The 24,861-nt window shown below is 72.9% G+C and carries 23 protein-coding genes and 1 tRNA gene; 8 read left to right on the forward strand and 16 right to left on the reverse strand.

From position 1 onward, the window contains the following. Positions 1 to 27: 27 nt before the first annotated feature. Both AOM09_RS15180 and AOM09_RS07770 read left to right on the forward strand, forming a co-directional pair. Positions 28 to 816 carry a trimeric intracellular cation channel family protein gene (locus AOM09_RS15180; protein ID WP_169747631.1) on the forward strand — a complete coding sequence of 263 codons (789 nt, stop codon included), beginning with the start codon at positions 28 to 30 and terminating at the stop codon, positions 814 to 816. 155 nt (positions 817 to 971) lie between these two features. After that, positions 972 to 1,880, forward strand: coding sequence for an endonuclease domain-containing protein (locus AOM09_RS07770; RefSeq protein WP_062386423.1), 909 nt, complete (start codon positions 972 to 974; stop codon positions 1,878 to 1,880). Between the two features lie 83 nt (positions 1,881 to 1,963). Here the strand turns inward: AOM09_RS07770 and thrB are convergent, their stop codons facing one another. The 3 genes from thrB to AOM09_RS07785 are packed head-to-tail and all read right to left on the reverse strand — an operon-like array spanning position 1,964 to position 5,291. Then, positions 1,964 to 2,896, reverse strand: coding sequence for a homoserine kinase (gene thrB / locus AOM09_RS07775; protein WP_369346060.1), 933 nt, complete (start codon positions 2,894 to 2,896; stop codon positions 1,964 to 1,966). Positions 2,897 to 2,904: 8 nt separating this feature from the next. Beyond that, complete coding sequence (thrC, locus tag AOM09_RS07780) at positions 2,905 to 3,963, reverse strand: threonine synthase (protein WP_062386426.1); 1,059 nt, start codon at positions 3,961 to 3,963, stop codon at positions 2,905 to 2,907. Then, entirely contained in the window at positions 3,963 to 5,291 is a 1,329-nt protein-coding gene (locus AOM09_RS07785) for a homoserine dehydrogenase (protein ID WP_062386581.1), read from the reverse strand. The genes thrC and AOM09_RS07785 overlap by 1 nt, the downstream gene beginning before the upstream one ends. Positions 5,292 to 5,313: 22 nt before the next feature. On the opposite strand from AOM09_RS07785, the gene AOM09_RS07790 reads away from it, so the two are divergent. After that, on the forward strand, positions 5,314 to 6,192 hold the full coding sequence (locus AOM09_RS07790) for a DUF817 domain-containing protein (RefSeq protein ID WP_082098947.1): 879 nt from the start codon (positions 5,314 to 5,316) through the stop codon (positions 6,190 to 6,192). Here AOM09_RS07790 and AOM09_RS07795 read toward each other — a convergent pair. Beyond that, positions 6,177 to 6,566: a winged helix-turn-helix transcriptional regulator gene (locus AOM09_RS07795; protein WP_062386429.1), complete on the reverse strand. Its 390-nt coding sequence runs from the start codon at positions 6,564 to 6,566 to the stop codon at positions 6,177 to 6,179. The genes AOM09_RS07790 and AOM09_RS07795 overlap by 16 nt on opposite strands. A gap of 112 nt (positions 6,567 to 6,678) precedes the next feature. On the opposite strand from AOM09_RS07795, the gene AOM09_RS07800 reads away from it, so the two are divergent. Beyond that, on the forward strand, positions 6,679 to 7,533 hold the full coding sequence (locus AOM09_RS07800; protein ID WP_062386432.1) for an NAD(P)H-binding protein: 855 nt from the start codon (positions 6,679 to 6,681) through the stop codon (positions 7,531 to 7,533). A 64-nt stretch (positions 7,534 to 7,597) separates the two neighbouring features. Here the strand turns inward: AOM09_RS07800 and AOM09_RS07805 are convergent, their stop codons facing one another. The 7 genes from AOM09_RS07805 to AOM09_RS07830 all read right to left on the reverse strand — a co-directional run bounded on the left by AOM09_RS07805 (position 7,598) and on the right by AOM09_RS07830 (position 14,162). Then, complete coding sequence (locus AOM09_RS07805) at positions 7,598 to 7,810, reverse strand: hypothetical protein (RefSeq protein ID WP_062386435.1); 213 nt, start codon at positions 7,808 to 7,810, stop codon at positions 7,598 to 7,600. 121 nt (positions 7,811 to 7,931) lie between these two features. Further along, positions 7,932 to 8,087, reverse strand: a complete 156-nt coding sequence (locus AOM09_RS15185; protein ID WP_156162290.1) for a hypothetical protein — start codon at positions 8,085 to 8,087, stop codon at positions 7,932 to 7,934. A gap of 103 nt (positions 8,088 to 8,190) precedes the next feature. After that, positions 8,191 to 9,531 (reverse strand): diaminopimelate decarboxylase, encoded by a 1,341-nt coding sequence (gene lysA, locus AOM09_RS07810; protein ID WP_228375086.1) that lies wholly within the window; start codon positions 9,529 to 9,531, stop codon positions 8,191 to 8,193. 2 nt (positions 9,532 to 9,533) lie between these two features. Further along, positions 9,534 to 11,207, reverse strand: coding sequence for an arginine--tRNA ligase (gene argS, locus AOM09_RS07815; RefSeq protein ID WP_062386441.1), 1,674 nt, complete (start codon positions 11,205 to 11,207; stop codon positions 9,534 to 9,536). Between the two features lie 9 nt (positions 11,208 to 11,216). Continuing rightward, positions 11,217 to 12,038: an MBL fold metallo-hydrolase gene (locus tag AOM09_RS07820; RefSeq protein WP_082098948.1), complete on the reverse strand. Its 822-nt coding sequence runs from the start codon at positions 12,036 to 12,038 to the stop codon at positions 11,217 to 11,219. After that, positions 12,035 to 12,388, reverse strand: a complete 354-nt coding sequence (locus AOM09_RS07825; RefSeq protein WP_062386444.1) for a hypothetical protein — start codon at positions 12,386 to 12,388, stop codon at positions 12,035 to 12,037. Before AOM09_RS07825 ends, AOM09_RS07820 begins: the two co-directional genes overlap by 4 nt. An 85-nt stretch (positions 12,389 to 12,473) precedes the next feature. After that, a complete protein-coding gene (locus AOM09_RS07830) occupies positions 12,474 to 14,162 on the reverse strand; it encodes a subtype B tannase (protein WP_062386447.1) in 1,689 nt (562 codons plus the stop codon). Between the two features lie 189 nt (positions 14,163 to 14,351). On the opposite strand from AOM09_RS07830, the gene AOM09_RS07835 reads away from it, so the two are divergent. Together AOM09_RS07835 and AOM09_RS07840 are read left to right on the forward strand one after the other, a co-directional pair. Beyond that, positions 14,352 to 14,424: transfer RNA gene (locus tag AOM09_RS07835), tRNA-Arg, on the forward strand. 107 nt (positions 14,425 to 14,531) lie between these two features. Continuing rightward, positions 14,532 to 15,200, forward strand: a complete 669-nt coding sequence (locus AOM09_RS07840; protein WP_062386450.1) for an SDR family NAD(P)-dependent oxidoreductase — start codon at positions 14,532 to 14,534, stop codon at positions 15,198 to 15,200. A gap of 3 nt (positions 15,201 to 15,203) precedes the next feature. Here AOM09_RS07840 and AOM09_RS07845 read toward each other — a convergent pair whose 3' ends face one another. From AOM09_RS07845 to AOM09_RS07865, 5 genes are all read right to left on the reverse strand, one after another. Beyond that, positions 15,204 to 15,692 (reverse strand): hypothetical protein, encoded by a 489-nt coding sequence (locus AOM09_RS07845; protein ID WP_062386453.1) that lies wholly within the window; start codon positions 15,690 to 15,692, stop codon positions 15,204 to 15,206. A gap of 10 nt (positions 15,693 to 15,702) precedes the next feature. Next, positions 15,703 to 16,791, reverse strand: coding sequence for an alanine dehydrogenase (ald, locus tag AOM09_RS07850; RefSeq protein ID WP_062386456.1), 1,089 nt, complete (start codon positions 16,789 to 16,791; stop codon positions 15,703 to 15,705). 102 nt (positions 16,792 to 16,893) lie between these two features. Further along, positions 16,894 to 17,685 carry a M15 family metallopeptidase gene (locus tag AOM09_RS07855; RefSeq protein ID WP_228375087.1) on the reverse strand — a complete coding sequence of 264 codons (792 nt, stop codon included), beginning with the start codon at positions 17,683 to 17,685 and terminating at the stop codon, positions 16,894 to 16,896. A 180-nt stretch (positions 17,686 to 17,865) separates the two neighbouring features. Further along, on the reverse strand, positions 17,866 to 18,906 hold the full coding sequence (locus tag AOM09_RS07860) for a hemolysin family protein (protein ID WP_062386462.1): 1,041 nt from the start codon (positions 18,904 to 18,906) through the stop codon (positions 17,866 to 17,868). Next, positions 18,903 to 20,198 carry a hemolysin family protein gene (locus tag AOM09_RS07865; protein WP_062386465.1) on the reverse strand — a complete coding sequence of 432 codons (1,296 nt, stop codon included), beginning with the start codon at positions 20,196 to 20,198 and terminating at the stop codon, positions 18,903 to 18,905. The genes AOM09_RS07860 and AOM09_RS07865 overlap by 4 nt, the downstream gene beginning before the upstream one ends. Before the next feature lie 170 nt (positions 20,199 to 20,368). Between AOM09_RS07865 and AOM09_RS07870 the strand changes: the two genes are divergently transcribed. Further along, positions 20,369 to 24,190 (forward strand): multifunctional oxoglutarate decarboxylase/oxoglutarate dehydrogenase thiamine pyrophosphate-binding subunit/dihydrolipoyllysine-residue succinyltransferase subunit, encoded by a 3,822-nt coding sequence (locus AOM09_RS07870; protein WP_082098961.1) that lies wholly within the window; start codon positions 20,369 to 20,371, stop codon positions 24,188 to 24,190. Then, positions 24,187 to 24,783 (forward strand): GDSL-type esterase/lipase family protein, encoded by a 597-nt coding sequence (locus tag AOM09_RS07875; protein ID WP_062386468.1) that lies wholly within the window; start codon positions 24,187 to 24,189, stop codon positions 24,781 to 24,783. Before AOM09_RS07870 ends, AOM09_RS07875 begins: the two co-directional genes overlap by 4 nt. Positions 24,784 to 24,861 lie beyond the last annotated feature (78 nt).

A 24,861-nucleotide genomic window follows, 5' to 3' on the forward strand; every position in this document is an offset into this window, starting at 1 on the left:
CGTAGACGGCTCCCCTACGCTGGTGCCGTGCGACCTGACGTGCTCGACATCCCGTTGTTCGTCAACCTCCTGGCGGTGTTCGTGGGGGCGCTCGGCGGCACCATCCGGGCCGGCGAGGACGACCGCACGGACCTGGTCGGCGTGCTCACGCTCGCGGCCGCGATGGGCTTCGGCGGCGGGGTGATCCGCGACATCCTGCTGGGCAACCTGCCGCCGGCGGCGTTCCGCGAGCCGCTCTACCTGGTGACGGCCGCCGTCGCGGCGGGCGTCGGGATGCTGTTCCTCTACTACCTCAAGAAGCTCGGGCCGTTCCTGTGGTGGCTCGACACGCTCATCGTCGGGCTGTTCGCGTGCGTGGGCGCCAACGCGGCGCTCATCGCGGGGCTCGGTCGCCTGCCGACCGTGGTGATCGGCACCATCGGAGCCGTCGGCGGGCTCATCCTCACCGATATCCTCCAGGCGCGGCCCTCCTCGATCATGTACGCGGGCCCGCCGAACGCGGTCGCGGGCATGGCCGGCTCCATCGTCTACGCACTGGTCTACACGGGCACGCAGCCGGTGGTCACCACGTCGCTCGCGGTCGCGGCCACGCTGCTGGTGCGCCTCACGGGACCGCTCTTCCACCTCGAGGTGCCGCAGCCGCGCAAGCATGCGTACGACCTCAAGCGGGCGCGCATGGAGGCCGACTCCAGGCGGCGCGCCAAGGCCGAGGAGAAGTCGGTGCGCCGGGCGCAGAAGTCGGTCCGGCTGCGGGAGAAGCGCGAGCGCGCGCGTGCCGCGGAGCTCGAGGAGCCGGACATCACCGGCCACGCCTGACCCACCGTGCGCCACGTCTTCACTGCGCTTGGCGCATGGGATCTGGAGATCCTGGCGGCGGATCCAGCCTTCGCGCATGGGATCTTGAGGCCGCTCCTCCACAGATCCGCCCCGGGCGCTTCCCCACCGCGATGCCTGGCAGTAGTCAGGCGGGTATGGCGGATCGCCGACACCTTCCCCCCGAGGTCCATCGCGGGGCCCGCACCTACACGTGGCGCGAGCTCGTGGAGCTCACGAGCGCCCATCGCGCGCGGGCCGCGGTCGCAGCGAGGGAGGTCTTCCCCGTGCTGCCCGGGCGGTTCGCGTCGACGCCGCACGCGATGGCGCTCCACATCCGCGCCCACGCAGCCACCCGCGCGGCTGGTGGGGTCCTGACCGGCGCGGCGGCGCTGTTCGCCTGGGGCGGCCTCGGACGCGCACCGCGCGAGGTCATGGTCGCGCACGGGCGCGGGTACTCCCTGCCGTCGCAGCCGTGGCTCACGTCGTTCGCGCCGACGACGCCGGTCACGCCTGCACTGTCTCGCGGCGGCGTGCCGATCGCGGACGCGACGACCGCCGCGATCCACGAGTGGGTTCGCGGCGAACCCGCCCGGCGCGCGGGGCGCGTCATCGAAGCCCTGCGTCATCGAGCGGTGAGCACCGAGGGCATGCGCGCAGCGCTCGTCCAGCGCACCCGGACTCGCGACCGGGCGGGCCTGCTCGAGGTCCTCGACGCCTTCGATGCCGGTGCGCAGAGCTACCTCGAGCTCGAGTCTCTCACCACGACGTTCGCGAGCCGTGAGTTCGACCGCTTCATCCGACAGCATCGGGTGGTGGCCCGAGGGAGCGCGTACCGGCTCGACATGTACGACGCCGAGACACGCACCTGCGTCGAGCTCGACGGCGACGAGCACCATGCGCTGGGCGAGGACCGCGAGCGGGACCTCGCGCGGGATGCGGATCTCGCGACCCTGGGGATCCAGACGGTGCGGCTCTCCTACCGGAAGGTGATGGACCAGCCCGCCTGGTGTCGGAGCACGGTGCTCGCCGTGCTCCGGGCGCGATCTCAAGATCCCCCGCGCTAGACGCGATTCGGGGCCAAGGACCTCAAGATCCCCTGCGCGAAGGACAGTGCGCGGGGAGGCCCTGGACGTGGGGCGCCGTCCGCCTACAGCCGCACGCCCGTCGCGCCCGGCACGCGCTCCACCGTGTGGACGCACCGCCACGACTCCCCGCCGATGCCCTCGGCCCAGGCCGGGGTCCCGGTCGCCAGGCCCGCCGCCGCGAGGTCCGTGCCGAGCACGAGGACCGACGGTCCGGCACCCGACACGACCGCCGCGAGGCCGCGCTCGCGCAGCGCCCGCACCATCGGCGTGGCCGGACCCAGCACATCGGCGCGGTAGCCCTGGTGGAGCTTGTCCTCGGTGGCGGCGAACAGATCCTCGGGACGCCCGGCGAGCGCGTTCACCAGCAGCGCCGCGCGGCCCACGTTGAAGGCCGCGTCCACATGCGGCACGCGCGCGGGGAGCACGGCGCGCGCCTCGCGCGTGGGAAGCGTCGAGGCGGGGATGAGCACGGCGGTCTCGACCTCGTCGGCCACCACCAGCGGCCGCGCATGCGCGCCGTCCGCGTCCTTCCACGCCACGGTCGCGCCGCCGTAGATCGCGGGCGCGGCGTTGTCCGGGTGGCCCTCGAAGGCGTTCGCCAGGTACAGCGTCTGGGCGGCGTCGAGCGCCTCCGGCTCGGCGATGAGCGCGCGCGCCGCGACGATGCCGGCGACCACGGCCGCGGCCGACGAGCCCAGGCCCCGGCCGTGCGGGATGCGGTTGATCGCGCGGATCTCCAGCCCGGTCTGCGACGCTCCCACGTGGTCGAGCGCGGCACGCAGCGCCTGCACCACCAGGTGCGACTCGTCGCGCGGCAGCGAGCCCGCGCCCTCCCCCTCGATCTCGACGGTCACCGAGGCGGACGCCACGGCACGCACCTCGAGATCGTCGATCACGCCGAGCGCCATGCCGAGCGAGTCGAAGCCCGGGCCGAGGTTCCCCGCGGTCGCGGGGACGGAGACGCGGACATGGTCCGCGACGAGCCGCATCGCCATGGCCCGGCCTACAGCCCGAGCGCCGCCGCGGCGGCCTCGACGTCGACGGGGATGACGGTCGGCTCGACCGCGCGGTCGCCCAGCGCGGTCGCGGTGTCCTTGAGCCCGTTGCCGGTCACGGTGCACGTGATGGTCGCGCCGCGCGGCACCTCGCCGAGCGCGGCCGCCGCGAGCAGGCCCGCGATCGGCGCCGCGGACGCGGGCTCGACGAAGACGCCGACGTCCGCCGCGAGGCGGGCCTGCGCGTTGAGGATCTGGGCGTCGGACACGGCACGGATCCACCCGCCGGACTCGTCGCGCGCGGCGACGGCGAGGTCCCACGAGGCGGGCTTGCCGATGCGGATGGCGGTCGCGATGGTCTCGGGGTCCTTGATCGGGTGGCCGGCGACGAACGGCGCCGCGCCGGCGGCCTGGACGCCCCACACGCGCGGCGTGCGGGTGGCCGCGCCGGAGGCGACGGCCTCCGTGAAGCCCATCCAGTAGGCGGAGATGTTGCCCGCGTTGCCCACGGGCAGCATGTGGATGTCGGGGGCGTCGCCCAGCTGGTCGACGATCTCGAACGCGGCGGTCTTCTGCCCCTGCAGGCGGTACGGGTTGACCGAGTTCACCAGCGCGATCGGGTAGTCCTCGGACAGGGAGCGCACGATGTCGAGGCACTCGTCGAAGTTGCCGTCGACCTGGACCAGGTCGGCCCCGTGGACGATCGCCTGCGCCATCTTGCCCGCGGCGATCTTGCCCTGCGGGATCATCACGACGCACCGCAGCCCCGCGTGCGCGGCGTAGGCCGCGGCGGACGCGGAGGTGTTGCCGGTCGACGCGCACACGATGGTGTGGGCGCCCTCCTTGACCACCTGCGTCACCGCCGCGGTCATGCCACGGTCCTTGAACGAGCCGGTCGGGTTCATGCCCTCGACCTTGACGAAGACCTCGGCCCCGACCTCGGCCGAGATCGACGGGGCGTGCACCAGCGGGGTGCCGCCCTCGCCCAGGGAGACGATGCGGTCGCCCTCCTCGAACGGCAGGCGGTCCAGGTACTCGCGGATGATCCCGCGCCAGACGTGCGCCACTACTCCCCCTCGATCCTCAGGACGGACTTGACCTCGGCCACGGCGTCCGATGCGCGCAGCCCCTCGACGGTCGCGCGCAGGTCGCGCTCGGGCGCGGCATAGGTCGACAGGATGAGCCCGGCGTGGGTCTGCCCCGGCACCTGCCGCACGATCTCGATGCCGACGCCGTGGGTCTGGAACGTCGACGCCACGGACGCGAGCACGCCCGGGCGGTCCTCGACCGCCATGCGGATGCAGTAGCGCGTCAGCGCCGCGTCGATCGGCAGCACCTGGTGCACCGCGTAGTTCGACTCGCGCGGCCCCTTGCCGCCGATCGCCTTGTGACGCGCGACCGACACGAGGTCGCCGAGCACCGCCGACGCGGTCGGGGTCCCGCCCGCGCCCTGGCCGTAGAACATGAGACCGCCCGCGGACGCCGCCTCGACGAACACCGCGTTGAAGGCGCCGTGCACCCCCGCGAGCGGGTGGTCCTCGCCCACGAGCGCGGGGTGGACGCGCACGGTGACGCCGCCCTCGGTGCGCTCTGCGATCGCGAGCAGCTTGATGACCTGGCGGGTCTCGCGCGCGGCGATGACGTCCTCCGCGGTGATCGCGGAGATGCCCTCGCAGTAGACGTCGTCGAGGGAGACCCGCTGGTGGAACGCGAGGGACGCGAGGATCGCGGCCTTGGCCGCCGCATCGTGCCCCTCGACGTCGGCCGTCGGGTCCGCCTCGGCGTAGCCGAGCTCCTGCGCCTGCCCGAGGGCGACGTCGTAGGACAGCCCGCGCCGCGTCATCTCGTCGAGGATGTAGTTGGTGGTGCCGTTGACGATGCCGAGGATGCGCGTGATGTGGTCGCCCGCGAGCGACTCGCGCACGGGACGCACCAGCGGGATCGCTCCCGCGACGGCGGCCTCGAAGTAGAGGTCGACGTTCGCCGCGTCGGCGGCCTCGTACAGCTCGGGGCCGTGCGCGGCGAGCAGCGCCTTGTTCGCGGTGACCACGGAGGCGCCGCCCGCGATCGCCTCGAGGATGAGCGTGCGCGCGGGCTCGATGCCCCCCATCAGCTCGACCACGACGTCGGCGGAGGCCACCAGGGACGAGGCGTCGGACGTGAGCAGCGACGCCGGCAGGTGCGGCCCGCGGTCCTTCGACGTGTCGCGGACGTAGACGCCGACGATCTCGAGCGGCGCGCCCACGCGGGCGGCCAGGTCGTCGGCCTCCTGAGCGAGGAGGCGCACGACCTCGGAGCCGACGGTCCCGGGACCGAGGATGGCGACCTTCACGGAGGCAGGGGGGTTGGGCACGGCCCCCAGCCTAGCCGAGCGCTCGCGAGCGGGATCCCACATGTCGGGCAGGATGGTCCACGTGATGGAACGCGATGTGCTCGATCCGGAGCGGTGGCGCTGGCGGCGCCTGCGTCGCTTCGCGGTGGGGTTCGCGTGGCTCGAGCTCCAGTCCCTCGCCTTCGCGATCGCGATCTTCGCGGCGCTCGCCGTGACCTCGGTGGTCGAGCTCCCCATCCCCCGCTACGACGCGCTGCTCGTCTTCGCGGTCGCGCTCACCGCGGTGCTCTGGGCGACCGGCTGGGAGACCACCCGGGAGGTCGGCGTGATCCTCGCGTTCCACCTGGTGGGGCTCGCGCTGGAGCTCTTCAAGGTGCACGTCGGCTCGTGGGTCTACCCCGACGAGGCGTGGTCGAAGGTGGGCGGCGTGCCGCTGTACGCGGGCTTCATGTACGCCGCGGTCGGCTCGTACATCGTCCAGGCGTGGCGACGGTTCGACCTGCGGGTCACGGGCTTCCGCCTGTGGCCGATGACGGCGCTCGCCGTCGCCGCGTATGCGAACTTCTTCACGCACCACTGGATCGCCGATCTGCGCTGGGTGATCGCCGCGGGCTTCCTGCTCGAGCTGCGAGGGACCCTGGTCCACTTCACCGTGCGCGAGCACCGGTATCGCATGCCCCTGGCGCTCGCGTTCCTCGCGATCGGCCTCGCGCTGTGGTGCGCGGAGAACGCCGCGACGCTGCTGGGCGCCTGGCGGTACCCCGATCAGCTGGTGAGCTGGACCATGGTCCACGCGGGCAAGGTCGGCTCGTGGGCGCTCCTCGTGTCGCTCAGCTTCGTCATCGTCGCCGCGCTCAAGCGCCTCGAGGGCGTGCTCGACGGGCATCCGGACGATGCGCCGAGCGCCGTCGCACGACGGCGGGCCGAGCGTCGCGCCGGCGCGCGCGCTCAGCGCGCGTCGTAGTCGACCCGCGCGCGGTCGATCGCGGGCACCGCGGCCTCGAGCACGTCCGCGAGGTCGCGCAGCCCCGTCGCGACCGCCTCGCCGAGCGGCGTGAGCGCGTAGTCGACGCGCGGCGGGATGGTGCCCGCGTCCGCGCGCGACACGAGCCCGTCGCGCTCGAGCCCGCGCAGCGCCTGGGCGAGCATCCGCTCGCTCACGCCCTCGACGCGACGGCGCAGCTCGCCGAAGCGGTGCGGGCCCTCGCCCAGCGCGAGCAGCACGAGCGACGACCACCGGGACGTCACCCCCTCGAACGCCTCCCGCGACGTGCAGGCGCGCGCGAACACGTCGCTCACCAGCGAGGCGGCGGGCCCGGGCGCGTCGACGGAGTCCATACGCGCCACTCTACGACCATCGGATCCGACACGTACGGAATAGATGGCACTAACGAATAGTTAGTGCCAGGTGAGCGCCCCGGAACGGCCGGGACCCACGGAAAGGACCACCATGACCACCTACGCCGTCACCGGAGCGAGCGGGCAGCTGGGCCGCCTCGTCGTCGAGAGCCTCCTCGCCCGCGGCATCGCCGCGACCGACGTGGTCGCGCTCGCCCGCACCACCGCCAAGGCCGCCGACCTCTCCGCGCGGGGCGTCGAGGTCCGCTTCGGCGACTACGACGACGCCGCCTCGCTCGACTCCGCCCTGGCGGGCGTCGACCGCCTCGTGCTCGTCTCCGCGTCCGAGGTCGGCAAGCGCGTCGGCCAGCACCGCGCCGTGATCGCCGCCGCGGAGCGCGCTGGCGTCTCCCGCATCGTCTACACGTCCCTGCTCGGCGCGGACAGCACCTCGAACCCCCTCGCCCCCGAGCACGTGGCGACGGAGGAGGCGCTGGCCGCCTCGCCCATCCCGGCCACCATCCTGCGCAACTCCTGGTACCTCGAGAACTACACGGGTCAGATCGGCACCTACACGGCCACCGGCACGGTGCTGGGCGCCACGGGCGGCGCCACCATCGCCGCGGCGTCGCGCGCCGACTACGCCGAGGCCGCCGCGGCCGCGGCGATCCAGGAGCAGGCGGGCGCGACCTACGAGCTCGCCGGCACGCGCTTCACCCTCGCCGAGCTCGCCTCGACCGTGACGTCGGCGACCGGCACCGAGGTGGGCCACTCCGACGTGAGCGTCGAGCAGCTTGCCGCGACCTTCGAGGAGGTCGGCATGGACGCGGGCACCGCGGGCTTCTGGGCCTCGGTCGACGCCTCGATCGCCAAGGGCGAGCTCGACACCGAGAGCACCGCTCTCGCGGAGCTCATCGGCCGCCCCGCGACCTCGCTCGCGGACGCCGTCGCCACCGCGGCGGCCTGAGCGCGACGCGGCGCGCCCCGGGGTCCGAGCCCCGGGGCGCGCCGCCTCACGCGGATCGAGCGGATCAGAGGTAGCGGGTCTCGACCGCCGCGCCGCCCGTCTCGGGCTCGGGGTCGAGCGGCTCGACGGGCCCGTCCGCCGGCGCCTCGTCGTCGATCCCGTCCTCGTCGTCCTCCTCGACGATGTCGAACTCGGAGCGACCCTCGTCGCGCTCGTGCTCGACCTCATCGGCGAGCTTCTTGAGCACCTCGGTGCCCTCGTCGTACGTGTCGCTCATGTGGGGACCTCCTCGTCCTCGTCGCGGGGGCCGCAGCGCCGCCCTCGCATGACAACGTCGCGCCGGCGCCGCCGCGTTCCGTGCATCCGCAGGTCGCGCCGCTACCTGCGGCGACCCCGCCTCATCCGGAGTGGTGCTCCACCGGGTGGAGGATCTCCATGTCGACGGCCACGGGCGGGATCACGTCGCCCGGATCGTCGTCCGGCTCGTCCTGCTCCTCCGCAGGCAGCGGGTCGAAGATGCTGCGCCGCGGGGGCTCCTCGGTGCCGTCGGCCATGATGACTCCCTTCGTCGACCGGGGCTCCCCACCAGTCAACCCCTCGCGCGCGCCGAGCGCGCGGCGAGGCGGGACGATGCGCGCGTCGAGCGCGCGTCGCGGCTCAGTCGGGCGCGACGTCCCACGAGAACAGGTCCTCGAGGGTGTCGCGCCGGATGTGCACCGTCGCGTCGCCGTCGCGCACCGACACGACGGCGGGGCGCAGCGCGGCGTTGTAGTTGTTCGCCATCGAGCGACCGTACGCGCCCGTCGCGGGCACCGCGAGCAGGTCGCCGCGCGCCACGTCGTGCGGCAGGTCGACGTCCCGCACCACGATGTCGCCGCTCTCGCAGTGCTTGCCCACCACGCGGCTGAGCGCGGGCTCGGCCTCCGACAGCCGCGACGCGATGGTCGCCGTGTACTCGGCGCCGTAGGTGACGGTGCGCATGTTGTCGCTCATGCCGCCGTCGACCGCGACGTACTGCCGCTCACCGCCGTCGTCGAGGCCCACGCGCTTGACCACGCCCACGCGGTACAGCGTCAGCCCTGCGGGGCCCGCGATCGCGCGCCCGGGCTCGATCGACAGGTGGGGCCATGTGCCGCCGACCTTCGCGATCGCCGCGGCGACCGCATCGGCCATGCCGGCCGCCGCATCGTGCGGCGTGAGCTCCTCGCCGTGCGGCGTGTACCGGATGGCGTAGCCGCCGCCCAGGTCGACCTCGGGCAGGTCGAACCCCACCTCCGCGAGGAAGGCCGCGCGCAGGCCGAGCATCCGCTCGGCGCTCTCCTGGAACGCCGCGAGCGAGAGGATCTGCGATCCGATGTGCGTGTGGATCCCGCGCAGGTCGAGCCCCTCGGCGTCGTGGCACTCGGTGAGCGCCTCGAACGCGGCGCCCGAGGCGAGCGACAGGCCGAACTTCTGGTCCTCGTGCGAGGTCGCGATGTACTCGTGCCCGCCCGCGTGGACGCCCGTGGTGACGCGCACCAGGACCGGCGCGACCGTGCCCAGCTCGCGCGCGATCGCATCGAGCGTCTCGATCTCGGTGAACGAGTCGACGATGATCCGCCCCACGCCGACCTCGAGAGCGCGGCGCAGCTCGGCATCGGACTTGTTGTTGCCGTGGAGACCGATGCGCGCGGCCGGCATCCCGCCGCGCAGCGCGAGCTCGAGCTCGCCGCCGCTCGCGACGTCCATGCACAGGTCGTCCGCCCGCATCCAGCGCGCGACCTTCGAGGACAGGAACGCCTTCGACGCGTAATAGACGTCGACCTTCGCGCCGTGGCGTCCGAAGGCGGCGGTGAACTCGTCGCGGAACGCGCACGCGCGCGCCCGCATGTCCTCCTCGTCGATGACGTACAGCGGGGTGCCGTACGCGCCCGCGAGCTCGCGGACGTCGGCCCCGCCGACGCTGAGCGCACCGTCGTCGCCGCGCGTGACGGTGCGGGAGAAGACGGCGGCGCTCACGCTCACATCCTCTCGGGGGCGGACACGCCGAGCAGGCGCAGCCCGTTGCGCAGCACCTGACCCGTCGCATCGTTCACCCACAGGCGGGTGCGGTGGAGATCGGTGACCTCGTCGTCGCCCTGCGGCGTGACGCGGGTGCGGTCGTACCACTGGTTGAACGCGGCGGCCACGTCCTCGAGGTAGCGCGCGATGCGGTGCTGCTCGCGGAACTCGACGGCCTGCGCGACGATGCGCGGGAACTCGCCCAGGACGCCCAGCAGCGCGGCCTCGGACTCGTGGGTGAGCAGCGACGGGTCGAAGCCGTCCTCGCGGCGGATACCGTACTCGGCCGCGTTGCGCGCGACTCCCGCGGTGCGCGCGTGCGCGTACTGCACGTAGAACACGGGGTTCGCGTTGGTCTGCGACCTGAGCAGGTCGAGGTCGATGTCGATGGTCGAGTCCGCGCTCGAGCGCGCGAGCGCGTAGCGGGCGGCGTCGACGCCGACCACGTCGACCAGGTCCGCCATGGTCACCACGGTGCCCGCACGCTTGGACATCCGCACCGGCTGGCCGTCCTTGACCAGGTTGACCAGCTGGCCGATGATCACGTCGACCGAGTCCGGGTCGTACCCGAGCGACGCCGCGGCGGCCTTGAGGCGCGCGATGTAGCCGTGGTGGTCGGCGCCCAGCAGGTAGATGAAGCGGTCCGCGCCGCGCTCGTGCTTGTCGCGGATGTAGGCGATGTCCCCCGCGATGTAGGCGGGGTTGCCGTCGGACTTGATGACCACACGGTCCTTGTCGTCGCCGTACTCGGTCGAGCGCAGCCACCAGGCGCCGTCGGCCTCGTAGAGCACGCCGGAGTCCTTGAGCTCGGCGACGGCCTTCTCGACCTTGCCGGACTTGTGCAGCGAGTCCTCGTGGAAGTACACGTCGAAGTCGACGCCGAAGTCGTGCAGCGAGCTCTTCACCTCGTCGAACATGAGGTGGACGCCGCGCGCGCGGAAGAACTCCTGCATCTCCTCGCGCGGCAGCTCGAGCGGGTCCTTGTCGCCGGCCTCCATCGCCTCGATGAGGACGCGGTTCGCGGTCTCCTGGATGTAGTCGCCGCCGTAGCCGTTCTCGGGCGTCTCTTCGCCCAGGATGGCCGCGACCAGGGACTTCGCGAAGTTGTCGATCTGCACGCCGTGGTCGTTGAAGTAGTACTCGCGGATCACGGTGGCGCCGTGGAACTCGAGCAGGCGCGCGAGCGAGTCGCCGACCGCGGCCCACCGGGCGCCGCCGAGGTGCACCGGGCCGGTCGGGTTCGCGGATACGAACTCGAGGTTGACGGTGTGCCCCGTGAGGGACTCGCCGGAGCCGTAGCCCTCGCCGAAGTCGACGATGCCCTTGGCGAGCAGGCCGGCCGCGTCCGCGTCGAGGCGGATGTTGATGAAGCCGGGGCCCGCGACCTCGGCGGTCGCGATGCCGTCGATCACGCGCAGGCGCTCGACCAAGGTCTCGGCGAACTCGCGGGGGTTGGTGCCCGCCTTCTTCGCGAGCTGCATCGCGACGTTGGTCGCCCAGTCGCCGTGATCGCGCTGGCGGGGTCGCTCGACCCTCACCTCCGGGACGTCGAACGGGGACAGCTGGAAGTCGCTGTCGTCGATGCCGGCCAGCAGGGCGGCGCGGATGGTCGCGGAGAGCTCTTCGGGGGTCACCAGGTCATTCTAGGCGTGAGCGACGGTGCTCCTCGCGCGCGGAAGGCGCACCGCGGCGCCCTTGTCGAGCAGGACGATGCGCTCGCGCGCCGGGTCGTGAGCCACCGCCGCGCGGAACGCGGCCCGCGGCTCGGAGAAATGGGCCCAGTCGTCGACGTGGACGGGGACGAGCGTCGCGCCGGGCCACAGGTCCGCGATCCCCAGGACCACCTTCGCGTCGGCCGTGAGCCGCGCCTCGCCCAGCCGCGCCACGCGCGCGGCACCGGCGCACACCACCGCGACGTCCACCTCCGGGAAGCGATGCGCGACGCTCGCCGCGACCGCGAGCTCGGAGTTGTCCCCCGAGAAGTAGAGGGTCGGCCAGCCCGCTGCGGCGAGCACGAAGCCGGTGACCTCGCCGAGCAGCTCCGCGACGCCGTCGGGCCCGTGCTGGGCGGGGACGGCTGTCACGCACACCGGCGCATGGTCGCCGTACAGGGTCACGCTGTGCCACGGCTTGAGGCCCACGACGCCCGGGATGCGTGCGGCGGCGCCGGGCGTGGAGAGCACGTGGCCCGCGTCCGCGAGCGCGGCGCGGCCGGCATCGTCGAGGTTGTCGTCGTGCTCGTCATGCGACAGCAGCACCAGGTGCACATGGCCGATCGCGTCGAGGCCGAACGCGGGCCCCTCGAGCTTGGTGAGGTTGCCGTGCTCGCCCGGCGGGTCGAACGTCGGGTCGGTGAGCACCGTGAGGCCCGCGTAGCCGATGACGGCGGTGGGCCCGCCGACGAGCGCGAGGGTGACGGGTTGCACGGCATCGGCCGGCGCCGTGGCCTCGGGCCGCTCGCTCATGAGAGCAGCCTGCCCACCGGGTCGGGGCATTGGACCGGGAAGGACTCGGCGCACGCGTCCACCCACACCTCGAGGCGGTCGCCGACGGCGACGTCCGCCGCCGTCGCGGGCTCCCCCGCGGCGGTCTCGAGCGCGCCGCGCTCGACGAACTCGAACGATGTGCCCTCGAAGTACTCGTCGCCCGGGTCGGGGGCGAACCCGACCACCATGACGTCGCCCGCGCCGGACACGCTGGTGACGGTGCCCACCGCATCGGCCTCGCGCGCGTCGCGCACATCGTCCCCCCGCGCCTCGCACGCGACGAGGCCGACGGCGAGGGCCGCGACGGCGGCTGCGGTGACGATGCGCACGCCTCAGCATCGCACGGGCGGCGCGCCGTGCGGGAGCCGCGCGGGCCCCGCACGGACACGCCGCCCGGGTGGTGGGAGGCGACGCTCAGCGACGGTGCCGCACGGGCGCGTCGGCCGCGTCGAGGACCTCGGCGATCCACGCCATGGCCTCGGGCACGTCGTAGTTGCCGGCGTGCTTGGTGTTCCAGGCGAGCCGGTAGTCGACGTCCCGCACGGAGCGATCGGCCTCGAGCGCGCGGTCGAGGTTGATCGACACCGTGAACGCGGTGTCGCGGTCGAGGGCGCCGTGGCGCACGTACCAGTACGGGGCCGTGTCGGCCCCCGTGCCGATGTACTCCATCGGGTCGAGCAGGCTCACCTGCTCGTCGACCACGGTGCTGCGCTTGCGGAGGAGCTGCGCCCAGGTGAGGCCCGTGTCGTCGAGCCCGCTGCCGTCGCCGAGCACCTGGTTGTGATCCCAGCTGTACGCGGTGAAGTTCGAGTAGGCCGCGTCGGCCGAGCCGAAGAGGCTCGACTCGCCCTGACCGGGCCCGCCGAGGGAGCCGGGTGCGGGCGTGCCGCTCTGGTCGAACGACGGCGCCGGCTTGAGGGTGGTCTGCGTCGCCACGTACGCGAGGTAGGCCGCCAGGTCGACCGACGTCACGGTGTCGGAGTCGTTGTCGACCACGATCCAGTCGTAGCCCTCGATCACCCCTCCTGCCTGCATGAACGCGTCGGCCGAGCGCACCACCTCGTCGCGGAGCGCGTCGAGCATGGTGCCGGCCGTGAGCCTCGAGCCGTCGGGGTCGCGCAGCTTCAGGCTCTTCTCGTAGGCCGCGAACTGCGCCGCCAGCTCCTCCGTCGTCTCGGGGAACGGGTTCTGCCCGGTCACCTCGCGGGTGTCGAGGATCGAGTAGAGCCACTCGTACGCGATGTCGGCGTGGCCGAGGTCGGTGATCGGGCAGTACGCGATGATCGCCAGCACGTCGTCCCGCAGGGTCGAGCGGCCCTTCCTGTCGATGCCCGCCGCGCCGATCTCCTCGAGGTACGGCAGGTAGTCGGCGTTGTTGCCCGAGGCGCCGAGGATCGCGGACAGTCCGCCGCCGCCGCTCGTGCCGTTGACGACGATGCGCTCGGCGCTGCCCGGCATCGCCGCATCGTTGAGGCGCAGGTAGCGGACGGCGGCCTTCGCGTCGACGACCGGCGCCGGCGACTTGCCCGGCCACGATCCGTCCGCGCCGATCACCTCGCGCGAGCGCGTGCCGACGTTGATGACCACGTAGCCGGCGCCGAGCGCCGCACCGATGTTGCTCGTGGAGGTGTCGTAGGACGCACCTTGCGTCACCGACGCGCCGACGTAGCTCGCGAACCAGCCGGAGTTGTTGACGGCGAAGTAGAGCGCCGCCTCGTCATCGTCGAAGGCGGCCTCGGGGACGTAGACGTTCATGCTCTGATACCCGCACTCGGGGTTGTCGATGGTGACCGGCTGGCCGAAGCGCATCTGCTGCGCCGCCATGAGCACCGGGTCGGCGACGTAGCAGAGCTCCTGATACCAGCGGACCTCCGTGGGCTGGCCGTCGACGGTCACGGTGAGCGTCGTGTACGCGGCGGGATCGAAGCGGAGCGCCCGGTCCTCCGCGTCACCTCCCCGCGGATCGCCATGGGCGCCGGCGGCGGTGCCTCCGCCGATCAGCAGCGCCGCCGCGCCGAGCGCGACGGTGCTGCGGGTGAGGCCGCGGTGCGGCGGGCGGGACGATGCGGTGCGTGCGGGTGGAGCGTCGTTGCTGTGCGACACGGGATGTCCTCTCCTTCGAGGGAGGCCCAGGCGCCGTTGCCTCGGGCGTCCCGTTTACGACATTAATGTCGTATACGAAATTGTTGCAAGTTTTGTCGCCGATTTCGTCGATGATCCTGTAGACGATCCGCCGTGCACGGACGCGCACGGGCTGCTGATATCCTCATTCGGCCCGGCCAGTCCGGGCGGGCCCCCGTAGCTCAGCGGATAGAGCGCCGGTTTCCGGTACCGTAGGTCGCAGGTTCGATTCCTGTCGGGGGCGCTTGTCCGACACGTGGTGTCGGCGCCAGGAAGGCCCCTCATCGCAGGGGCCTTTCGTCTGCCCGGCGCTAGGCTCGAGAGGAACCCCTCGACCCCTCGGAGGCACCCATGTCCACGCTCGCCATCGTCGGCGCCGGACCGGGCCTCGGTGCCGCCGTCGCTCGCAGGTTCGGCCGCGAAGGGTACGCGGTCGCGCTCATCGCCCGCGACCAGGGCAGGCTCGACGCTCTCGCCACCGAGCTCGAGGGCGAGGGCCTCACCGCACGCGGCTACGCCGCCGACGTCCGAGACGGCACGGCGCTCGAGGACGCGCTCGCGCGTGCCGCGGCCGAGCTCGGCCCCATCGCGACGCTCCAGTACAGCCCGCTGCCGGCGCGCGCGTACCTCCACCCCGTGCTCGAGCTCGACCCGGCGCTCGCGCTCGACGCGCTGCGCTTCTCCGCCCTGGGCCTCATCCACGCGGCCCGCGCTGTCCTCCCGGCCATGCGCGAGGCAGGCGACGGCAGCATCGTGCTCGTCAACGGCGGCACCTCCGTGCAGGCCCGCGCGGGCTTCTCCGGCACCTCGGTCGCGTTCCCCGCTGAGAGCGCGTACGGCGAGATGCTCCACGAGGCCCTGGCCCCCGAGGGGATCCGGGTGGTGCAGCTGGTGATCCCGGGCGCGATCCCGAAGCTCCGCTACACGCTCGACGAGGTCGCCGAGCGCCTCTGGCGGATCCAGGCGACGCCAGGCGGGTTCCGGACCATGCTCATCCCGCTCGACGAGGGCCGCGAGTAGGGCTCAGCCCGCGCTCGCGTCGGCGAGCGAGTCGATCGAGCGCAGCACCACGGTCCCGTCGAGGGCGACGTCGCCCTCGACCTCGACCGTGCACGCGAGGTGCTGCTCGCTGTCGAGCCACCACACCACGGTGACGCGGTCATGTCCCGCCGCGGCGAGATCGGAGGCCTCGGACTCGCGGGCCGCGGCCTCGGCGTCGGGCACGTCGCCGTCGTCCACGACGCCCTGCCCGACCAGGAACGCACGCAGGTCGCGCCATTCGGCGCTGCCGTACACGTCGCCGCCGACGATGCGCGCCTGCTCGCCGCCCTCGCCTGAGGCCCCGTAGGCCGCCTCGCACGCCTCCACGGCGGATGCCTTCGGCGCGCTCAGCCCCGACCGCAGACCGGCGGCGACGAAGGCCCCGATCACGACCACGACGGCCACGGACAGCGCGATGACCAGGGGCATCCAGGTGCGCGGCGCCTGCTCGGGATCGGGGGTCTCGGCCATGGCCCACAGCCTAGGCGGACACCGCACCCTCCCCGAGCGCCTCGGCCACCGCGGGGTGGACGATGCGCCCCGCGCGCACGTTGACGCCCCGTGCGAGCGCCCGGTCGGCCTCGACGGCCGCGTCGACGCCGTCGGCGAGGCGGAGCGCGTAGGGCAGCGTCGCGTTGGTGAGCGCAAGCGTGGCGGTCACCCCGACCGCGGCAGGCATGTTCGCGACCGAGTACACCCGCGCGCGCCCCAAGCGCCGCACCGGGTCCGCGTGGGTGGTCGGCACCACCCCTGCGACGCAGCCCCCCTGGTCGATGGCGATGTCGACCAGCACGGAGCCGGGCGTCATCGCCTCGAGCATGTCGCGCGTCACCACCACGGGCGCGGGACGCCCGGGCACCAGCACCGCGCCCACCACGAGGTCGGCGGACACGACCGCCTCCTCGACGGCGAGGGCGGTCGAGGCGACCGTGCGGACTCGGCCGCCGAACCGCTCGTCGAGGCGCCGCAGCGCGGGCAGCGACACGTCGAGCGCCGTGACATCGGCGCCGAGGCCCGCCGCCTGCGCCACGGCGTGGACGCCGGCGACGCCCGCGCCGATCACGACGACCCGCGCGCCCGGCACCCCCGGTGCGCCGCCCAGCAGGATGCCGCGGCCGCCGGACGGCCCGAGCAGGTGATGCGCGCCCGCGACCACCGCGAGCCGACCGGCGATCTCGCTCATCGGCGCGAGCAGCGGGAGCCCGCCGGCATCGTCCTGGACCGTGTCGTACGAGAGGGCGGTGGTCCCGGCGGCGCGCAGGGCGGTCGCGAGCGCGGGGTTCGCCGCCAGGTGGAGGAACGTGAAGAGCACGTTGTCGCACAGCAGCGGCAGCTCGTGAGGCTGGGGCTCCTTGACCTTGAGCACCAGGTCGGACCCCCAGGCGCCCGCCGCGTCGGCGAGCGTCGCGCCCGCCGCGACCAGCGCATCGTCCCCGATCCCGGCACCTGCCCCGGCGCCGGACTCGACCACCACCCGATGGCCGCGCGCGACCAGCGCATGCACCCCGGCGGGCGCGAGCGCGATGCGCGTCTCGCCGCTCTTGGTCTCCGCGGGGACTCCGACGATCACGGCCGCCTCCTGGCGTCGCGGGCACGCAGGCCCTCGCCTCCAGTCCTACACCCGCGGACGACGAAGCCCGCGGCCATGCGGCGCGCGGGCTCGGGAACCGGCTCAGTACCGGTCGTAGGTCATGTACTCCCAGTGCCAGGGCTCGTACTTCGAGGTCTTCGCCCAGTCGGGGTTCCAGAAGCCGTACGTGGCGGCGTTGCGCGCGAACCACGAGTAGTACACGCCGCTCGCGTGCGAACGGCACAGGTCGACGGCGAGCCCCAGGCCGTGCATCGACGTGCCCGGCGCCGCCGCGAGGTAGCCGCGCGACGCCTTGGTCGCGTACTGGCCCGCGAGGTCGCGGTAGGTGTCCGAGATGCAGATGTCGACGCCGAACTCGGTCTTGAACCGCTCGTTGAGCGCCGCGAAGGCGAGCGCCGCATCGGGGCGGAGCGACTCCCCGGCCACCCAGAGCGAGCACAGCTGGTCGCTCGTGAGCTGGCCGTTGGCGACGTTGGTGTCGAAGTTCGGGTCGCAGTCGGGAAGCAGGCTCGACGCCACCGGCACGTCGGCGGAGGTGAGGATGGCGCCGGACTGCTCGTCGACGGTCGGCAGCGGCAGATCCGAGGACTCGAACTGCGGCCCGGCGCCCAGGATCGCCGTCGCGGTGGTCGGCGACTCGCCCTTGACCACGCCCGGGAGCTGCTCCGCGGCGTTGGCGTACGGAGCGATGGTGCCCATGACCGGGTAGACCACCATGGCCGCCAGGAAGCCCAGCAGCACGCCGCCGCGCGTCGCGAGGCGGCGCCGGCGCATCGAGGTGCGCACCTGGATCTCCTGGGTGTGCTCGACGCGGCGCTCGCGGCGGGAGGGTTGGGTCGAACGCGGGGCGTGGAACGCGCCGCGCTTGCTCACCATGGCCTCCAGGGGGACGAATCGGACAGATGGGCACCCCGGGAGAGCGTTCTCAGCCGGGGGGCCGCCTCAATTATTACCAAACGGTAACGGAGAGGCCAACCCCCGCCTCTGAGAGGTGGATCACATCGTTACCGTGAACGGTGACAGTCCAGGCAGGACGCGACCCGCGTGACGCCGTCATGCGTGACGCTCGCGGCGCGCGAGCGAGTCGCGAACCTCTCCCACGAGCTCCTCGAGGATGTCCTCGAGGAACACCACGCCCGCCGTCGTGCCGTCGTGCTCGACGGCCGCCACGTGCGCGCCCGAGCGGCGCATGAGCGCGAGCGCCGTCTCCACCTCCGCATCGAAGGCGATGCTCGGCAGGTCGCGCACGCGCCACGCCTGGATGGGCTCCTCCCGCTCGCCCGGACGCGCGTAGAGCCCGTCCTTCACGTGCAGGTAGCCCACGTACGCGCCGCCGTCCGCCACCGGGAAGCGCGAGAAGCCCGTGCGGGTCGCGATCCGCTCCAGATCGTCCACCGTCACGCCCAGGTCGAGCGCGGTCACGCTCGCGGCCGGCACCATGACGTCGCCCACCGACCGCTCGGAGAACTCGATCGCGGTGGTGAGCAGCCCCGACGGGTCCGAGATGGTGCCCTCGGCGGAGGAGCGCTCGACGATGCTCTGCACCTCGTCCGCCGTGAACGCGCTTGTGACCTCGTCCTTGGGCTCGAAGCCGAGCATGCGCACGATGCCGTTGGCGACCCAGTTGAGGGCGCCGATGATGGGGCGCGCGACGCGCGCGATCGCGACGAGCGGCGGGCCGAAGATCATGGCAGCGCGGTCCGGGCTCGACACCGCGGCGTTCTTGGGGACCATCTCCCCGACCACCACGTGCAGGCCCACGATGACGAGCAGCGCGATCGCGACAGCGACCGCGTGGGAGCTGTCCTCCGGCAGGCCGAGCGCGTGCAGCGGCTCCTCGAGCGCATGCGCGAGCGCCGGCTCCGCGACCACGCCGAGCGCGACCGAGCACACGGTGATGCCCAGCTGCGCGGTCGCGAGCATGAGCGAGACGTTCTCCATGGCCCACAGGACGGTCCGCGCCGCACGCGAGCCCTCGGCGGCACGCGGCTCGATCGAGGAGCGCCGCGCCGAGATGATCGCGAACTCCGCGCCGACGAAGAACGCGTTGGCGAGCAGCAGCCCGATGATCGCGAAGGCCATGCCCGGGCTCATGCCTGCTCCTCCATCAGGATCGGGGTGAGGCGGACGCGGTCGATCCGGCGCCCCTCCATGCGCTCGACGCGCGCGCGCACGCCCGGCGCCTCGACCTCGTCACCCGGCTCGGCGACGCGACCGAGCCGCGCCATGACGAAGCCGCCCAGGGTCTCGTAAGCCGGGGACTCGGGCACCACCATGCCGGTGCGCTCGAGGACCTCGTCGGGGCGCAGCTCGCCGGGCACGATCCACGCGCCGCCGGGCGCACGGTGCACGGCGGCGCGGCGGCGGTCGTGCTCGTCGGCGACGTCGCCGACCAGCTCCTCGACCACGTCCTCGAGGGTGACGAAGCCTGCGGTGCCTCCGTACTCGTCGACCACGATCGCGCACTGGTGGCCCAGCCCGCGGAGCTCGACGAGCAGGGGTCCCATCTGCATCGTCTCGGGAATGCGCGGCGCCTCCGCCATGAGCGAGGCCACCGGCACCTCCGCGCGTCGATGCGCCGGCACGCCGATCGCGGCCCGCAGGTGCACGATGCCCACGACGTCGTCGGGGCCGTCCCCCACGATCGGGAAGCGCGAGTGGCCCGTGGCGCGGGACGATGCGATGACGTCGGCGGCGGTCGCGTCGCGTCCCAGCGTGTGGAGCCGGGTGCGATCCGTCATGACGTCGATCGCCGTGAGGTCGTCGAGCTCGATCGAGTTCTTCAGCAGCAGCGCGGTGCCGGGGGCGAGCGTGCCCGCCTCGGCGCTGCGGCTCACGAGCGCCGCGAGCTCCTGGCGCGAACGCCCGCCCGCGAGCTCCTCCTTGGGCTCGATGCCCATGAGGCGGAGGATCCCGTTGGCCGCGGCGTTGAGCGTCGCGATCACGGGGCTCAGCGCGGCGGTGAACGCCATGTTGAGCGGCGCGGCGACGCGCGCGGTGCGCATCGCGTCCGCGAGGGCCACGTTCTTGGGCACCAGCTCGCCCACGATCATCGAGAACGCGTTGACGATGACGAGCGCGGAGATGCCGGCGATGCCCGCCACCGCCGCGCGCGAGAGCGTGCCGGTCGACAGCGGCACCGACAGCAGCTCCACCAACGCGGGCTGCGCGGTGTAGCCGAGCAGGATCGTCGTGATGGTGATGCCCACCTGCGCACCCGAGAGCTGGGTCGACAGGTGCTTGAGCGCGTGGCGCACGCGCCGAGCGCGCGGGCCGTCGTCGACATGCGACGGGTCGAGGGCCACGAGGGAGAACTCCGCGGCGACGAAGACCGCGGTGCCGAGCGTGAGGAGCACGCCGAGCCCGACGAGGATCCAGGGAGTCATGCGGGGACGTAACTGTCAGGGTCCATGGTGTCGCAAGGATACAGCGCGCCCGGGTGGCCCGGCGAGGGTCTGCCCCGTCCCTGGGAAGCGTCACGGCCTTCCGTGGACCCCGTAAAACTTTGCCCAAATGACGCGCGGATGGTTCCGAGCGCCCTCGATTTCCCGCGATGATGGGACCACCTATCACCATCGACGCTGATGCGCCAAGAAAGCGAGCGGCTACCACCGTGTCCCCAGACACCTCTGCGCCCGATACCGACCGTGTCTCCGTCGCCCGCGCTGCTGGTGCCCCGTCCGTTGCGTCGCTCATCCTGGGCGACGCGCACGGGGCCGACGCAACGCAGGGCGGCGCCGCCGCGCCCCAGGCGACCCCTGGCACCGGGCAGTCCCCGTCCATCGTCCCCGCGAGCCGGGCCGCCGTGCCGCCGCCGCCCCCGCCGCCCGCCGCGCAGCGCGCCGATGCGCCCGCCGCCCCGGCGCCCGTCGCCGCCCCGGTCGCCGCATCGTCCCCAGAGCCGCAGGCCGAGGACGCGGCGCCGCACACGCAGCCCATCGCGACCGCGCAGGCGCCGACCGCGGCGTACCTCCAGCGTCCCGAGCACTCGCCGCTCACCGCCAAGGACGTCCAGCAGGGCGTGACCCGCCTGCGCGGCCCGGCTGCCAAGGTCGTCGAGAACATGGAGGCGAGCCTCGCGGTCCCCACCGCGACGTCAGTCCGGTCCATCCCGGCCAAGCTCCTCATCGACAACCGCGTCGTGGTCAACAACCACCTCGCCCGCACCCGCGGCGGCAAGGTGAGCTTCACGCACCTCATCGGCTTCGCGATCGTCGAGGCGCTCGCGGAGTTCCCGGCGATGAACGCGGCGTACACCGAGGAGGACGGCAAGCCGGCGCTCAGCACGCCGGCCGGGGTCAACCTGGGTCTCGCCATCGACCTCGCGCGGCCCGACGGCTCGCGCCAGCTGCTCGTGCCCTCGATCAAGGGCGCGGACCGCATGGACTTCGCGGAGTTCTGGGCGGCCTACGAGGACGTGGTCCGCCGCGCCCGCAACGGCGCGCTGCAGGCCACCGACTTCCAGGGCACCACCATCACCCTGACCAACCCGGGCACGCTCGGCACGGTGCACTCGGTCCCCCGCCTCATGAACGGCCAGGGCGCGATCATCGGCGTCGGCTCGATGGACTACCCGGCGGAGCTCCAGGGCGCGTCCGACGAGACGGTCGCCCGTCTGGGCGTCTCCAAGGTGATGACGCTGACCTCGACCTACGACCACCGCGTCATCCAGGGCGCGCAGTCGGGCGAGTTCCTGGGCCTGGTGCACCGCAAGCTGCTGGGCCTCGACGGCTTCTACGACCGCGTGTTCTCCTCCATCCGCGTGCCGTACGAGCCCGTCCGGTGGCTGCAGGACGCCGCGACGGATCCGGCCACGGAGGCCGCGAAGCCCGCGCGCATCGCCGAGCTCATCCACGCGTACCGCTCTCGCGGCCACCTCATGGCCGACGTCGACCCGCTGAGCTCGCGCCCGCGCAAGCATCCCGACCTCGACGTGCAGACGCACGGGCTCACCCTGTGGGACCTCGACCGCACGTATCAGACGGCCGGCTTCGCGGGTCAGGACTCGTGGACCGTCCGCGACGTGCTGGGCCGCCTGCGCGACGCGTACTGCCGCAGCGTGGGCCTCGAGTACATGCACATCGCGGACCGCGAGCAGCGCGCTTTCTTCCAGGAGCGGCTCGAGCACGGCTACACCAAGCCCACGCGCGAGGAGCACCTGCGCATCCTCCACCGCCTCAACGCCGCCGAGGCGTTCGAGGCGTTCCTCCAGACCAAGTACGTGGGCCAGAAGCGCTTCTCGCTCGAGGGCGGCGAGTCACTCATCCCGCTGCTCGACTCCGTCATGAGCGCGGCGGCCGAGGCCGGCGTCCACGAGGTCTGCATCGGCATGGCCCACCGCGGCCGCCTCAACGTGCTCGCCAACCTCGCGGGCAAGAAGTACGGGCAGATCTTCTCGGAGTTCGAGGGCACGGCCGTGCCCGGCCTGGTCCAGGGCTCCGGCGACGTCAAGTACCACCTCGGCACCGAGGGCACCTTCACCGCCGAGTCGGGCGCCACCACGCGGGTCTACCTCGCGGCGAACCCCTCGCACCTCGAGGCGGTCGACCCGGTCCTCGAGGGCATCGTGCGCGCCAAGCTCGACGCGCTCGGCGCGGACCCGGCGACGGACGGCTACCCCGTGCTGCCGGTGCTCGTGCACGGCGACGCGGCCTTCGCGGGCCAGGGCGTCATCCCGGAGACGCTCAACATGGCGCAGCTCAAGGGCTACAAGACCGGCGGTACCGTCCACGTCATCATCAACAACCAGGTCGGCTTCACCACCGGTCCGGAGTCCTCGCGGTCGACGCGCTACTGCACGGACATCGCCAAGGGCTACCAGATCCCGATCTTCCACGTGAACGGCGACGACCCGGAGGCTTGCGTGCGCGCCGCGCGTCTGGCGTTCGAGTACCGCGAGCGGTTCGGCCGCGACGTCATCGTCGACATGGTCTGCTACCGCCGCCGCGGGCACAACGAGGGCGACGACCCGTCGATGACGCAGCCGCGCATGTACGACCTCATCGAGGCGAAGCGCTCGGTGCGCCACCTCTACACCGAGTCGCTCATCCGCCGCGGGGACATCACCACCGAGGAGGCCGAGGCCGTCTCGAAGGACTACCTCGCGCAGCTCGAGCGCGTCTTCATCGAGACGCGCGAGGGCTACCGCCCGGAGTCCGGCGCCGAGTCCATCTCGGGCCTCGAGCTGCCGGCCTCCCAGTCCTCCGACGCCGGCATCATGGTCGGCTGGAAGACCGCCGTGAGCGCGAGCCAGATCGAGCGCATCGGCCGCGCCCACGTGCGTCCGCCGGAGGGCTTCACCGTCCACCCGAAGCTCGAGAAGCTGCTCGAGAAGCGCGAGGTCATGAGCCGCGAGGGCGGCATCGACTGGGGCTACGGCGAGATCCTGGCGTTCGGCACGCTGCTCCAGGAGGGCGTGCCGGTGCGCATGTCCGGCCAGGACAGCCGCCGCGGCACGTTCGTGCAGCGCCACGCGATCTACCACGACCGCAGCACCGGCGCCGAGTGGACGCCGCTGCTGTACCTCGCCTCCGACCAGGCGCGCCTGCACCTGTTCGACTCGCCGCTGTCGGAGTACTCGGTACTCGGCTTCGAGTACGGCTACTCGGTCGAGCGTCCCGACTCGCTGGTGCTGTGGGAGGCGCAGTTCGGCGACTTCGTCAACGGCGCGCAGACCATCATCGACGAGTTCATCTCCTCGGCGGAGCAGAAGTGGGGGCAGTCGTCCTCGGTGGTGCTGCTGCTCCCCCACGGCTTCGAGGGCCAGGGCCCGGACCACTCGTCGGCCCGCGTCGAGCGCTTCCTGCAGCTGTGCGGCGAGGAGAACATGATCGCGGCGATGCCGTCGACGCCGGCGAGCTACTTCCACCTGCTGCGCCGCCAGGCCTACGACCGCCCGCGCAAGCCGCTCATCGTCTTCACCCCGAAGTCGATGCTGCGCCTGCGCGCGGCGCAGTCGGCGGTCGAGGACTTCACGACGGGCACGTTCCGCGAGGTCATCGGGGACGATGCGGTGGATCCGGCCTCGGTGGACCGGGTCCTGCTGTGCGCGGGCAAGGTCTACTACGACCTGGTCGCGGAGCGGGACCGCTCGGGCGACACCGCCACGGCCATCGTCCGGTTCGAGCAGCTGTACCCGCTCGCGCACGACGCGATTCGCGAGGCGCTCGCGCCGTTCGACGGCGCCGAGCTCGTGTGGGTCCAGGAGGAGCCCCTCAACCAGGGCGCATGGTCGCGCATGTCGCTGAGCCTCCCGCAGATCGTCGGGACTACGCTCGGTGTCGTGTCACGAGCCGCCTCCGCATCGCCCGCCTCGGGCCTCGCATCCCGTCACGCCGCCGAGCAGTCCGAGCTGGTCACGCGGGCGTTCCAGCGATGAGGAACGTCTTCCTCGTCGGTGACGAGCTCGTCGCCGGCCACGGGGACCCGAAGGCGCTGGGGTGGGTGGGGCGCGTCGCGGCGCGCACCCTCCCCCTCGCGCCGGACCTCGCGTTCCACACCCTGGCGGTGCCGCGCGAGACCACGGGCGAGCTCACCAGCCGGTGGGACGAGGAAGCGTTGCGCCGCCTGCGGCAGACCGAGCCTGAGGCGAACCACGTGCTGTTCGCGATCGGGCGCCACGACGTGCATCGCGGGGTCTCCCCCACGATGACGCGCCTCAACATCGCGAACTTCCTCGACCGCGCGCACGCGCTCGGCTTCGAGACGCTCATCGCGGGGCCGCCGCCGGGTGCGGACGCGGACAACCCGCGCATCGCCGAGCTCGCGGCGGTCTGCGAGGACGCGGCGTCGCGACGCGGCGTGGGCTACATCGACATGTACGGGCCGCTCGCCCGCCACGACCAGTGGACCGCTGACATGGCCACGGGCCACGACGCCCTGCCGATGCAGGCCGGCTACGGCCTCATGGCGTGGCTGGTGCTGCACTCGCGGTGGCACTCGTGGCTCGGCATCGAGCCGCCGGCCGCCTGACGGACGCCCGCCCGAAGCGCGCGCCTGCCTGACGCGCACCCTCGCGCCCGCACGCCCGCGCCCCAGCCCTGCGCCCTG

The organism is Demequina iriomotensis (assembly GCF_000971395.1).
Taxonomy (GTDB): Bacteria; Actinomycetota; Actinomycetes; order Actinomycetales; family Demequinaceae; genus Demequina; species Demequina iriomotensis.